The 13,639-nt window shown below is 62.8% G+C and carries 9 protein-coding genes; 6 read left to right on the plus strand and 3 right to left on the minus strand.

Annotated elements, in window-relative coordinates:
• Positions 1 to 33 precede the first annotated feature (33 nt).
• Positions 34 to 612 carry a hypothetical protein gene (locus ACT53T_RS03095; RefSeq protein ID WP_476160005.1) on the minus strand — a complete coding sequence of 193 codons (579 nt, stop codon included), beginning with the start codon at positions 610 to 612 and terminating at the stop codon, positions 34 to 36.
• A 204-nt stretch (positions 613 to 816) separates the two neighbouring features.
• Positions 817 to 2,757 carry an aldehyde dehydrogenase family protein gene (locus ACT53T_RS03100; RefSeq protein ID WP_476160006.1) on the minus strand — a complete coding sequence of 647 codons (1,941 nt, stop codon included), beginning with the start codon at positions 2,755 to 2,757 and terminating at the stop codon, positions 817 to 819.
• A gap of 287 nt (positions 2,758 to 3,044) precedes the next feature.
• Here ACT53T_RS03100 and ACT53T_RS03105 point away from each other — a divergent pair, with 287 nt between their 5' ends.
• Positions 3,045 to 4,106, plus strand: a complete 1,062-nt coding sequence (locus ACT53T_RS03105) for an AraC family transcriptional regulator (protein WP_476160046.1) — start codon at positions 3,045 to 3,047, stop codon at positions 4,104 to 4,106.
• Positions 4,107 to 4,191: 85 nt separating this feature from the next.
• On the opposite strand, the gene ACT53T_RS03110 is transcribed toward ACT53T_RS03105, so the two are convergent.
• A complete protein-coding gene (locus tag ACT53T_RS03110) occupies positions 4,192 to 5,661 on the minus strand; it encodes an efflux transporter outer membrane subunit (RefSeq protein WP_476160007.1) in 1,470 nt (489 codons plus the stop codon).
• Positions 5,662 to 5,905: 244 nt separating this feature from the next.
• On the opposite strand from ACT53T_RS03110, the gene ACT53T_RS03115 reads away from it, so the two are divergent.
• From ACT53T_RS03115 to ACT53T_RS03135, 5 genes are all read left to right on the plus strand, one after another.
• On the plus strand, positions 5,906 to 6,634 hold the full coding sequence (locus tag ACT53T_RS03115; RefSeq protein WP_476160008.1) for a TetR/AcrR family transcriptional regulator: 729 nt from the start codon (positions 5,906 to 5,908) through the stop codon (positions 6,632 to 6,634).
• Positions 6,635 to 6,718: 84 nt separating this feature from the next.
• Complete coding sequence (locus ACT53T_RS03120; RefSeq protein ID WP_476160010.1) at positions 6,719 to 7,828, plus strand: efflux RND transporter periplasmic adaptor subunit; 1,110 nt, start codon at positions 6,719 to 6,721, stop codon at positions 7,826 to 7,828.
• Positions 7,825 to 10,968, plus strand: a complete 3,144-nt coding sequence (locus ACT53T_RS03125) for an efflux RND transporter permease subunit (RefSeq protein WP_476160011.1) — start codon at positions 7,825 to 7,827, stop codon at positions 10,966 to 10,968. The genes ACT53T_RS03120 and ACT53T_RS03125 overlap by 4 nt, the downstream gene beginning before the upstream one ends.
• Before the next feature lie 81 nt (positions 10,969 to 11,049).
• Positions 11,050 to 11,790 (plus strand): SDR family NAD(P)-dependent oxidoreductase, encoded by a 741-nt coding sequence (locus ACT53T_RS03130; protein ID WP_476160048.1) that lies wholly within the window; start codon positions 11,050 to 11,052, stop codon positions 11,788 to 11,790.
• 161 nt (positions 11,791 to 11,951) lie between these two features.
• Entirely contained in the window at positions 11,952 to 13,136 is a 1,185-nt protein-coding gene (locus ACT53T_RS03135) for a thiolase family protein (RefSeq protein WP_476160013.1), read from the plus strand.
• The last annotated feature ends 503 nt before the right edge of the window (positions 13,137 to 13,639 follow it).

A 13,639-nucleotide genomic window follows, 5' to 3' on the forward strand; every position in this document is an offset into this window, starting at 1 on the left:
CCCCGCGTTCAGCAAACCTCGGCAGAGATCCACTTAAAATCCGCGGGGAGTTGTCCAGAGAAGCGGGGCCAGCTCTATGTCGAGCGTCAAAAACTGCCCGGCGACATGGCGGAACGGTATCTCTCCCCCTCGGGGATCGACGAAGCGAAAAGTCTTGACGTTGTGAGTGACCTGCAGGACTTCCTTCAGCGCCAGCTCGCCATGCCACCGGACCTTGCCGATTATCCGATCGTTCTTCTCATAAGGTTTGATCGAAGGTCGCAGCAAGGAGGTCTCTGGGAGCACTTCGACATGCTTGTGCTTGATGCTCGGCGAAGGGAAACATTTGCCAAACGCCAAAAGCAGCTTCGGGTTGCCAGAGATACGTATCTTCCTGCCGATGAGCGCCCATGCCAGACTTTTCTCTTTCGCGAGATAGCCCAACCACACCTTGGAATCCGCAGTCACGCGAATGTCGGGCTCCCCAGTCAGCCCGTCGCGCACGTTGATCTTGCATCGAGCCTCGCAGGTCGCTGATGACCGCGAGACAATGCGCTTAGCCGCCGTGAACGATCTGTTCATCAAATGCATGGAGATAACGACTTTCTCCGCCAACTTGAAAATCTTCGTCACGGATGGGCGCTCGGCCGCTCATAGGGCCGTCTGCGCGATGGAAAAATCCTGCCTCGAAGATGCGGCTTGCACCTTCATGCCGTATGCCGTGCGGATGTCGGAGATCTCGAGCGCAAGGTGTGCGGCTTCTGAGCCGAAAACAAAGGCCGGCTGCAGGGGAAGCGGCCGGCCCCTTGTATCTCACATCGACTCGAAGCCGGCCATTCAGGAGCCGACGACGCCGGCGTTCCAAATCTTCCCACTGGCCGGAATCGTCTCGTGACCGGAGTATGGGCTGACCTTGTTTTCCGCGATCCAGCGCTTCTCCGCTACGGACTCGAAAGGAGGCGGAATCTGGCCTTGAATCGACCAGAGGTCGGCTGGAAGCTCATCCACCGTGACCTCCCAGTCGAATCCGCGATCCTTGACCCAAGGGGCGATAAAGCTATCGATGGTGTGAACCCACCAGCTTCTCACAACAGCGCCATTCGCCGTTCGGGCCATCTGGTCGATTTTGAATCGCACGAACTTCGGATGCGGCTTACCGCCGACGAAAATGTTGTTCGCCGCCACCTCCTCGAAGATGACCACGACATAAAACGCTGGAATGGGAACCGTGCCGTACGCTTCGGTGATCTTCGTCACGAACTCCGCCTTGTCGGCGTCCGAGTAGGCCCCGACCGGAGTGTAAACCTTCCATAGCGGCATTGTGCTTCCTCCCTCGATGTTATCGGCTGCGCTCTGCATCCTCCGAGCAGGCGTCAGCCGGATTGGACCGGTCCCCAGGGCGGGGAGCCAGCCTGAACGACAGTGACCAGCTTGCGATTGACAAACTCGCCGAAACCCAACTCCGACAGCTCGCGGCCGTAGCCCGAGCGCTTGACGCCGCCGAACGGCAGCTCCGGGGCCGTCCATGCCGGCTGGTTCACAAAGACCATTCCACTCTCGATCCGATCGGCGACCGCGCGGCCGCGCGCTGTATCGCCGGCGAAGACCGAGCCGCCGAGACCGAACGGGGTGGCGTTGGCGAGGGCGATCGCCTCCTCCTCGGTGTCGACGACAAAAAGGGACGCAGGGACCGAACAACTCCTGCGAATAAACCGGATTTTCCGAGGTTATGTCAGTCAGGACCGTCGCCTGCAGATAAAAGCCCGGCCGGTCGATACGTGCGCCGCCGGCCACCACTGTCGCGCCGCCCATCTTGGCGGCGCTGATCTGGTCCAGCAGAAGGTTCAACGCCCGTTCAGAAGACATCGGCCCGAGCCCAGTGTCTTCCGCGGTCGGCTCGCCGACTTTCAGTCCCGCCATGCCTTTGACAAAGGCGTTCTGGAACGCCTGTCCTCGCGCCCGGCCGACTACGATGATGCGCTTGGACGACACGCAGCTCTGGCCCATGTTGAACATCCGGCCGAAGATTGCGCTTTCGACCGTGGACTCGAGCGGCGCATCCTCGAGGACGATGAGTGGGTCGCTGCCGCCCAGCTCGGCGACAACCTTTTTCAGATTGCGTCCAGCCCGCTCGGCCACGGCGGCGCCGGCGCGCTCGCTACCGGTGACGGTCACCCCGACGATGCGGGGGTCGTCGATCAGGCGCCCGATCTGCTCGATGCTGGCGAAAAGGTTGGTGAAGACGCCTGAAGGCGCTCCGGCGTCGCGCATCAGCCGCTCGAAGGCCAGCGCGCATTGCGGCACGCTTTCGGCGTGCTTGAGCAGCACGACATTGCCCGCGGCAAGTTGCGGGCCGACCACGCGAGCCACCTGGTAGTAGGGGAAATTCCATGGCTCGATCGCCAGGATCGCTCCGATCGGCCGGGTCTCGAGCACGCTGTCGGGGAAGCCGGACAAGGTCCTGGGCTTCGAGAATTCCTCGGCGTGGCTGGCGTAGTAATCGAGGATCGCCGCGGAAAGCTGAACCTCGGCATGGGCCTCTCCCGAGAGCTTGCCCATCTCGAGGGTCACGTAGCCGGCATACTCATTTTCGCGCTCCCACATCAGCGCGGCCGCTTTGGAAAGAACTTGAGCGCGTTTCCCGACAGGGCGATCGCGCCAGTCCGTCGTATAGGCCCATTGAGCAGTGGCGACGGCCGATTCGAGCGCCGCCTCGGAGATATCGTCGAAGGACTTCAAACGCGCTCCCGACGCTGGGTTCACCGTTTCGTAAGCCATGCGTCTCTCCGCGGTTGTGATCGAGCCACGGCCCCTTGCTGCGCTTGCTCGTCCGTGTCGTCGAGGAGCTTAGGCGTTCGCGCCGTCGTCAGTAACGTCGAACTATGCCAATCTAGGCGTTCGAACGTGCCAGTGGGCGGTGCTGGGAGACTTTACAGCGGCTCCGAATTATCCTGTCCGGCCTGGTCTCTGATCGCCGCACGATCATCCATTGCGTCGTGGCAGAAGAGGTGGTCAAATCGTGCCAATGCTCCTGGGAGAGGGGATCGTTGAAGGCCATCAAGATCGTGAATCCACTGCCAGACGACCACGACGCTCCAACGCAAAGCCTCCTGGGGTTGAGCGCGCTCGCCGCAGAATTGGGCGCACAGGGCGTCTCCGTTGAAAACCTTTTCGCGCGGACCGGTATCCAGCCTTGCCAGTTGGAGGATCCCAGAGCGCGCATGTCGCACCGCCAGCGGCTGGCCATTTACTCCAACGCCCGCCGATTGGCGACGCGACCGGAAGTCGCCCTGCTCGCCGGCGCGCGGCAGCGGCTGAGCGACTATGGCATCTACGGTTACGCCATGGTCAGCAGCGCGACCTTCGGCCAGGCGCTGCTGCTCTCGATCAAACATGTCACCATGGCTGGGCCAACCGTGAGGCAGATCAGCTTCAGCATCGAGAACAACACCGCCATTCTGCGTAGTCACGGCGTGGAGGCGCTCGGCGACCTGCTGCCCTTCGCCGCCGAGTTCTGGCGCAGCTCGATGACATCGCTGTTCAGCCACGTGCTGGGGACGCACTTTCCGACCAAGCGCATGATTTTCACCTTCCCGCGCCCGCAATATTGGCGGCTCTACGAGCGAATGTTCGATTGCCCGGTCGAGTTCGGCGGCGAGACCATGGAGTGGCATTTCGACCCCGCCGTCCTCGATCGAGCCTGCCCGAACGCCAATCCGATCACCGCCCAAGTCTGCCAGCAATTCTGCGATCGGGTGTTGGCCGAGACGACCGGCGGCGCCGATTTGGCGCGGCAGATCCGCGTCGTCTGCCTCAACAGCTCGCAGCAATTTCCGCCCGCGCGGGAGATCGCGGACAAGTTGGGCCTTTCTTTGCGCACCCTGCATCGGCGGCTCTCGGAGAGCGGCGTGTCATATCAGGAAATCATCGACGATCTGCGTCGATCGATCGCCGCCGAGTATTTGGAGAACACGAGGCTGCAGATCGACGAAGTCGCCGAACGCGTGGGCTTCGCAGATGCGACGAGCTTCCGCAAGGCCTTCAAGAAGTGGACGGGACATGCGCCCAGCGTCTATCGCGGCCTCGCGAAGGAGAGCCCGACGAGAGCCTCTCCAACGTCGGCGTGATTTGATCCATTATGATCCCCTCGTCGACCGTGGATGCGCGCCGGACGCCACGGAGCCTGTCTATCGTCAACTCCACCGTGATCGTTCACGGTGCGGAGTCGGGCGTTCCACCCAATGCTCGGAACACGCGGACAGCGGCCCTCGCGGTGTCTGCACGACTGCGAGCGAACGCGCTTCTGGCGACCAGCAATTGCCGATTGGCGTCGAGCGCGTCGGTGAGCGGTATTCCGCCGGCGCGGTAGGCGCTTTGCGCGAGAGTGAGGGCTCGCTTCGTAGCCGATATCTCCGCCTCCAGCTCTTGCGATTGCGCCTTGGACTGCGCGAAGGCGGTGAATGCGTTCTCGACGTCTTCGGCCGCGCGCAGGATCGACTGCCGATAGCTGGCGAGCGCCTCGGCATGCGCGCCTTCGGCCTGCGCCACCTCGGCGTCGATCTTGCCGAAATCGAACAGCCGCCAGCGCAAGCCCGCGACCGCCTGGGGCTGGAATGTCGCGGATCTGAAGAGGTGCGAAACATTCATGCTTTCGAAGCCGAGCAGCCCGGAGACGGAAATCTTCGGATAGTAGCCGGAGATCGCTTCGCCGATGCGCGCATTGGACGATGCGAGACGCCATTCCGCGGCGATGACGTCCGGCCGGCGGCGTAAGACGTCTATCGGCTTATCGCCTCCGAAAACGCGAGAAACCGCTGGTATGCTCGCAGGCGCTCTCAGCTCCGCCGCATAGGTCCCGGGTTGCGCGCCCATGAGAACGTCGAGGCGATTGAGCTGCGCCTCCAGATCGACGCGCAACGGCGGAAGCGCGCTGCGCGCCTGATAGAGAAGCGCTTCGGCTTGCGCCGTTTCCCGCGCCGATGCGAGGCCGAGGGAGGAACGTTGTCGAACGAGGTCGAGCAGATGCGCGTCGGTTGCGATCTGCCCTTCCGTCGCAGCGATTTGCGCCTGATCTCCGCGTATCTGAAAATAGGCGTCGCCGGCGTCCGCCGCCACCGAGACGCGCGTCCCTAGGCGAGCCGCCTCCGCGGCTTCGGCCTCGGCGCTGGCCGCCTCGGCGCCGCGACGCAAGCCGCCGAAGACGTCGATTTCCCAGCTCGAGCTGATTCCGAGATCGAACAAAGCCTGGTTCGGATCGTAGCCGGGCAGGTTTCTTCCGATCGCGCCGACCGGACTTTCGAGCGACTGGCGGATTTTCACCGCCTGCGCGGTCGCGTCCGTGGTCGGCAAAAGCTTGGCGCCGGCTTCCCGCGCGGCGGCGCGGGCCTGCTCGACGCGCGCGAGCGACGCCGCCAGATCGAGATTTTGGTCCAGGGCGCGTCGAATGATGCGTGTCAGCGTCGGATCGTCAAATCCCGTCCACCATCGCTCCAGCGGCGGAGACTCGTCCCGACGCGCCGGAAGGGCGCCGACGCTGTGAAAATCCGCGAGCGATATCGTCGGGGCCACATAGTCGGGACCGACTGCGCATCCCGAAACGCTCACGCCGAAGAGTGCCGCCGCCAGAGCGAGCGCTTTGTGATCTCGCGCGAGCGGAGATTTCGGAGTGGAGGCGAATGTCATCGGCCGGGCCTCTTCATATCGGGCAAAAGCGACGCTGCGCCGCCTCGGGAGCCGCGACCGCTGTCGCTTCAGCTCCCCGGCTCAGAAATAGGTTATGAGTGACGATATTGTCAATTCATAACTCGACGCGTAAGATGTGACGCATGCGAGCTATCACTCGGTCGAACGGCTGGAGTGGCCGGGTTCAACGCCATCGCGCCGCCTGGCCGAGGATCGACAAGTCCCATCCGAATAGGAGGTCAGAATGGACGCTGATCGCCAGACCCCTCATCCTCGAATCGCTCCTCCCGCGAGCCGAGTTGGATTTGAGCGCACGATTTTGGCATATGGTGGCTCCATGACAAAAAAGAGCGACCCAAAAGTTACTTCCGATTCGCCTCCGGGGCGCCGCGGGCCGGCTGAACATGAGCGGCGCGAGCAGATCGTGAACGCGGCGAACGAGCATTTCCGGCGTTACGGCTATAACAAGACGACGGTGGCGGACCTCGCCAGAGCGATCGGCCTGTCGACCGCCTATATCTACAAATTTTTCGAATCGAAGCAGGCGATCGGCGAAGCGGTCAGCGCAGCCGCTCTGGGAAGAATCATCGCCGAGCTGCAGAAGATCGTAGTTCAAAAGAAGTCGGCCGCCGAAAGGCTTCGCGCTATATACCAGCGCCTCACGCGCGAAAGCGCGGCGCTTTTCTTCAATGAGCGAAAGCTCCACGAAATCGTGATCACGGCCTGCTCGGAAGCGTGGCGGCCGATCTCCGACTACGAGGAAGCGATGCTGGGGCTCATCCGCGAGCTCGTCGCGGAAGGGCGCGAGAAGGGCGAGTTCGAGCGCAAGACGCCCATAGAGGAGACATGTCGCGCCATTCTCCAGACGATGGAGCTGTGCTGGAGTCCGCGTCTTCTCGAGCGGCACCTCGATGATCTCGAGGAGCGTGCGGCCGTCATGGCTAATTTGGTGCTGCGGAGCCTTGCCCCCTAGCTTGCGTTCTGTGATGAGTGACTGATTGACAATATCGTCACCAGTTTCTAATTTGGGTTCTGAGCTTGGCTTGGGACCCCGAACATGCCCCGATTTGAAAAATCGACTGTCGCCGCGACAGCTCTTATCGCCGCCTTGAGCCTCGCAGCCTGCGGCAAATCCGAACAAGACCCGAGAAGCAAGCAACAGCTTGTCCGAGTCGCGACCGTAGAGCGCGCCAGCGCGCCAGAGCGGGCCTTCACAGGCGTCGTCGCCGCGCGCGTGCAGAGCAATCTCGGCTTCCGAGTCGGAGGCAAGGTCATCGAGCGTCTGGTCGACACGGGCCAGAAAGTGCGAGCTCGCCAGCCTGTCATGCGTATCGATTCGATCGATTATCAGCACGCGATCACCGTTCGAGCCGGCGATGTCACCGCTGCGAAGGCCCGTTACGCTCAGGCGGCGGCAGACGAAGCGCGCTATCGCAAGCTGGTCGGCTCCGGCGCAGTGTCCAAATCGGCCTACGATCAGGCAAAAGCAGCAGCGGACGCCAACCGCGCCCAATTGGACGCAGCAGAAGCGCAGCTGAAAGTCGCGAAGGACGAGCTCGAATATTCCACTCTTCTCGCGGACGCCGACGGCGTCGTGGTCGAGACGCTCGCCGAGCCCGGCCAAGTCGTTTCCGCGGGCCAGATCGTCGTGAAGCTCGCACACTCCGGGCCGCGCGAAGCGGCCGTCAATCTGCCTGAGACGATACGACCTTCGATCGGATCGACGGCGCGGGCGACCGTATACGGGAGTCAGGCCGGCGCCGTCGCGCATCTGAGGCAGCTCTCGGACGCCGCAGATCCACAGACCCGGACCTTCGAAGCCCGCTACGTGCTGGAAGGCGCGGCGCAGCAAGCGCCGCTCGGCGCGACAGTCACCGTCTACCTCGCCAAGGACGATGCGGCTTCGGCGACCTCGGTGCCGCTCGGAGCGATCTTCGACAAAGGCGATGGACCCGGCGTTTGGATTGTGAACGGCGACACGGTTTCGTTCCGTCCGGTCCAGATCGCGCGCCTCGGCGCGGAAAGAGCAATTCTCGAGAAGGGAGTCGTCGCCGGCGAGCAGGTCGTGGCGCTCGGCGCCCATCTTCTGCACGAAGGCGAGCGTGTTCGCACCAATGGCGAGCGCGTGGAAGCAGGACAGGCTCGGAACGAGAAGGCGGCGAAATGAGCGGCTTCAATCTCTCCGCCCTGGCGGTTCGCGAACGGGCGATCACGCTCTTTCTTCTGATCGCCGTCAGCGCGGCGGGCGTCTTCGCCTTCAGCCGGCTCGGCCGCGCGGAAGATCCGGCCTTCACGATCAAGTCGCTGATCGTAACCGCCGCCTGGCCTGGGGCGACGGCCGAGGAGATGCAGAATCTCGTCGCCGAGCCGCTCGAGAAGCGGCTGCAAGAATTGCGCTGGTATGATCGCGTCGAGACCTTCACGCGCCCGGGCCTCGCTTTCATGACACTGACGCTGCAGGACAAGACTCCGCCGTCACTCGTTCAGGAGGAGTTTTATCAGGCGCGAAAGAAGCTCGGCGACGAGGCGCACAAGCTGCCTGCCGGCGCGCTCGGTCCATTCGTGAACGACGAATATTCCGATGTGAGCTTCGCGGTATATGCCGTGAAAGCCCGCGGCATGCAGCCGCGCGAGCTCACGCGAGAGGCCGAAGCGTTGCGCCAGCGCTTGCTGCATGTGGCCGGCGTCAAGAAAGTCGACATTCTCGGCGAGCGCCCGGAGCGAATATTCGTCAACTTCTCCTATGAGCGACTCGCGACGCTCGGCATCGCGCCGCGCGAAATCATCGATGCGCTCCGGCGTCAGAACGCGGTCACTCCCGCCGGATCGATCGACGCCAACGGGCCGCAGGTCTTCATTCGCATCGACGGCGCTTTCGACAGCCTGCAAAAGATCGCCGACACGCCTCTGGTCAGCGGCGGCCGTGTGCTGAAGCTGTCCGACATCGCGGAGGTCACACGCGGCTATGAGGATCCAGCGACCTATCTGATCCGTCACAATGGCGAGCCGGCCATGGCGCTCAGCCTCGTCATGAAGGAAGGGGTGAACGGCCTCGAGCTGGGAAAGGCGCTGGATGCGGAGGAGGCCAAGATCGCGCAGGAACTGCCAGCCGGGCTCTCCTTCACCAAGGTCAGCGATCAGGCCGTCAACATCGCGGAGTCGGTCGACGAGTTCATGCTCAAATTCTTTGTCGCTCTCGGCGTCGTCCTCGTCGTGAGCCTGGTCAGTCTCGGTTGGCGCGTCGGCATCGTGGTCGCGGCCGCAGTTCCGCTCACTCTCGCGGCGGTTCTCGTCATCATGCTGGTCACGGATCGCGTGTTCGATCGCGTCACGCTCGGCGCCTTGATCATCTCGCTCGGTCTGCTCGTCGACGACGCGATCATCGCCATTGAGATCATGGTGGTGAAGCTGGAAGAAGGCTTCGACCGCATCAAAGCGGCGGCCTATGCCTGGAGCAATACCGCCGCGCCGATGCTGTCGGGCACGCTCGTGACCATCATCGGCTTCACGCCTGTCGGATTCGCGCGCTCGACGGCGGGCGAATATGCCGGCAATATTTTCTGGATCGTCGGCTTCGCGCTGATCACGTCGTGGATCGTCGCGGTAGTCTTCACCCCTTATTTGGGCGTGAAGCTGCTTCCCGAAATCAAGCCGATCGAAGGCGGACACCATGCGATCTACGCAACGCCGAATTATCAGAAGCTTCGACGCTTCATAACATTGGCGGTGGATCAGAAATTCAAGGTCGCGGGGATCGTGATCGGACTATTCGTCCTCGCGGGCGCAGGAATGGGCGTCGTCAAGCAACAATTCTTCCCGACCTCGGATCGACCGGAAGTTCTGGCCGAAGTCCAGATGCCGGAAGGCTCGAGCATAGAGACGACCAGCGCCGCCGCCGCGAAGCTGGAGACTTGGCTGAAGCAGCAGCCCGAAACGAAAATCGTCACGACCTATATCGGTCAGGGCGCGCCGCGTTTCTTCTTCTCCTATAGTCCCGAGCTCCCCGACGCGTCCTTCGCGAAGCTGATCGTCCTGACGCCGGATGCAGAGGCCCGCGACCGCCTCAAAATACGCTTTCGCGAACGCGTCGCCGAAGGTCTCGCGCCCGAGGCTCGCATTCGCGTGGCGCAATTGGTGTTCGGCCCCTACACGCATTTTCCAGTCTCGTTTCGCGTCATGGGACCGGACACGACCAAGGTGCGCGCCATCGCCGATGAGGTGATGGCGGTGATGCGCGCCAATCCGAACACGCGCCAAGTCAATCAGGACTGGGGCGAGCGGGCGCCGACAGTTCACTTCGTCCTGGATCAGGATCGCCTCCAGCTGATCGGCCTCACCTCCGTCGACGTGGCTGAGCAGCTGCAGTTTCTGCTCACCGGCGTCACCGCCACGCAGGTGCGCGAGGATATTCGAATCGTCGACGTGGCGGGGCGCAGCGCGGGGCCGGAGCGTCTCGATCCGGTCAAGATCGGCGACCTCACACTCACGGGCAAGAGCGGGAATCCGATTCCGCTGAGCCAGATCGGCCACGTCGAGATTCGCCCGGAAGAGCCGATTTTGAGACGGCGGGATCGGACGCCGACGATCACGGTTCAATGCGACATCGACGAGGCGCTTCAGCCGCCGCAAGTCTCGGCTGAAATCCAGACGGCGCTGGCGCCGATCATCGCGCGCCTTCCCGATCAATATCGGATCGAGATGGGCGGCAACGCCGAGGAATCGAACAAGGCCAATTCGGCGTTGGTTCCGATCTTCCCGATCATGATTCTCTTCACGCTGTTCGTCATCGTCCTTCAAGTCCGGTCCTTGCCGGCGATGGGAATGGTGTTTCTGACGGCGCCTCTCGGATTGCTCGGCACGGTTCCGATCCTGCTGCTGTTCGGGCAGCCCTTCGGCTTCAATGCAATCTTGGGACTGATCGGCCTCTCCGGCATTCTGATGCGCAACACCTTAATTCTGATCGGTCAGATTCAGACCAATGAGGCCGAGGGCTTGGATGCCTATCACGCGGTTATCGAGGCGACTGTCCAACGCGCGCGCCCAGTGATCTTGACGGCGCTCGCCGCCGTCCTCGCTTTCATTCCGCTGACCCACTCGGTGTTCTGGGGCTCCATGGCCTATACGCTGATCGGAGGGACGGCTGTCGGCACTGTCCTGATCCTGCTCTTCCTCCCGGCGCTCTACGCGATCTGGTTCAAAGTGACGCCTGCGGGCGCGAGTCCGACGATCGAAAATGAACATGCGGCCTCGGATTCTCGATCAGCCGTCACTCGTGACGTGAGCTTGGAGGTGGGTTCGAAAGCGTAGCTCCAAAGCAGCGCCAACGTAATGACCCGCTCAATGCGATGAGGCCGCTCATCTCGAGCCGATCGACAAGGAGCCATGACGATGGAAATCGCAGGAAAACTCGCGCTCGTGACTGGCGCCTCGAGCGGCATCGGCGCCGCGACCGCACGTGCGCTCGCCCGCAAAGGAGCGCGCGTCATCCTGGTCGCGCGTTCGGGCGACAAGCTGGCGCAATTGGCGCGAGAGATCGAAGCGGCGGGAGGCAGCGCGCTCGCCATAACGTGCGATCTCTCGAGCTCCGATGAAATATCTCGCATGGGAGACCAAGTGCTCGAAAAGGCCGGAGCGCCCGATATTATCATCAATAATGCCGGCTCCGGCCGCTGGCTCCCGACTGTCGAAACTACTCCGCAAGAAGCTCGACAGATGATCGAGCTTCCTTATCTCGCCGCGTTCGACGTGACGAGAGTCTTCCTTCCACGATTGTTGGTGGCGGGGAACGGCCATATCGTCAACGTGACCTCTCCGGCGTCTTATATGGTGTGGCCGAATGCAGCCGCTTACATTGCCGCACGCCAAGCGTTGAAGGGCTTTTCGGATGCCCTGCGCACGGAAGTCGAAGCGAAAGGCGTGTTCGTCAGCCTCGTCGTGCTCGGACTCGTGGAGAGCAGCTATTGGGAGCATAATCCCGGAAGCCGAGAACATGCTTCGAAGGCCATTCCGCCGCTGACGACGGATCAGGCCGCAGCTGCGATCATCAAGGCGATCGAGCAACGGAAGCGACGTTTGGTTTCGCCGGCGATCTTCCGAGTGCTGTTTTTATTGCGAGCGCTGTTTTCCTGAAGCGCCGCCGGGAAAGCCTGCGTCACGTCACGATCCATAAGTCGCCACGCGCGCAGCTGACTGCACGCGAAAAAGCGCGGCCGCGCTCATTCAAACGTCGTGGTCACGGGCCTGATCTGTGAAGTGGCATGGCATCACGTACGTCAACACGGAGACACACTATGAAAACGCGCGAGATCGTCATCTGCAGCCCTGTCCGGACGGCAATCGGAGCCTTCGGCGGTGTTCTCAAGGAGGTGGCGGCGACGACACTCGGCTCGACGGTCGTCGCGGAGACGTTGCGTCGTTCGGGTCTCGACCCGGCCCGCGTCGGCGGCGTGATTATGGGCAATGTCATCCAGGCCGGCAACCGCATGAACCCGGCTCGGCAGGCTGCGATCGGCGGCGGGCTGCCAGTGAACGTTCCCGCAATGACCGTAAACCGTGTCTGCGGGTCTGGCGCCCAAGCCATCGCTACAGCCGCCACGGAGATCGTCGCCGGCGAGCTCGATGTTGCGATCGCGGGCGGACTGGAGAGCATGGACCGCGCGCCGTATCTTCTCGGCAACGGCCGTTGGGGCTACCGGATGGGGACGGCCGAGATCTTCGACAGCGCCGTGACAGACGGCCTCGAGGATGCATTCTCCGGCAAACATTCCGGCTGGCACACCGAAGATCTCGTCGCCCGCGCGGGACTGACGCGGGAACAGCAGGACGCATTCGCCGTCCGCTCGCAGCAGGCGTTCTCCCGCGCGCGGGAGGCCGGTCTCTTTACGGACGAGATCGCGCCCATCGAGGCGCTCGGTCGGAAGGGAAGCGTGCGGTTCGCTGTCGACGAAGCTCCACGTCCAGACACCACGATCGAGATACTCGCGAAGCTTCGGCCAGCGTTCAGAGACGGTGGAACCATTACGGCCGGCAATGCGCCGGGTCTGAACAGCGGCGCCGCGGCCATGGTCGTCGCCGAACGCGGATTCGCGGAGGCGAATGGGATCGCGCCCATGGGCCGGCTCGTGGCCTCGGCTGTGGCTGCGGTCGAGCCGGGCCTATTCGGCATCGGTCCTGTGCCCGCCGTCCGAAAGGCGCTGGACCGTGCGGGTTGGAAGCTGGGGGATGTGGAACGCTTCGAGATCAACGAAGCATTCGCCGCCGTGCCTCTCGCTGTCGCCGCCGAACTTGCGATACCTCTGGACCTCGTGAATGTGGAGGGAGGAGCCATCGCGCACGGCCATCCGATCGGGGCGACCGGCGCAATCCTCGTCACGCGCCTTCTCTATTCGATGCGGCGGGACGGCCTCAGGCGTGGTGTCGTCACACTCTGCATTGGCGGCGGGCAAGGCATCGCCCTTGCCCTGGAAGCGCAATGACCGAGGCTACGTTGGACGTCGGCGGCTCTGAGACGGTGTCGACGGTATGATAGAGGGGGTGGTTGGCGCCTTCGCGTTCCCCCTGCCAAGGGAGAACGCTGGCGACCTGCGTGATGCGTCGTTGATGCTCGACGCTCGGCGTCGCCAGCGTTTCGGCCGCGCACGCGCACGGGCTTGGACTGCGACTTCAGAGGCGCATCCGTCGCGCTCCTGCGCCGCTCGCCTGCGCCATCCAGTCAGTGTCGAGGGCGCCCCCAACCTTGGCGAGCTTGGATGGCTCCGGGGCTGAAATTGGTGACAATGTGGTGACTTGAATTCACGCGCCGAATTTTGCCGGGTCGCACACACGAAATAACGCTTGTTTTTCATATGTTTAATTGGCGCGCCGGTTGCAGGATTCGAACCCGCGACCTACTGATTACAAAGAGCGAAAATCGATTGCGCCTGTCTACGCCACCGTCGCACCACACGCGATATTTCAATGGGTTATGCCGTTTGAGATA

Source organism: Methylosinus sp. DMC45 (genome assembly GCF_056313885.1).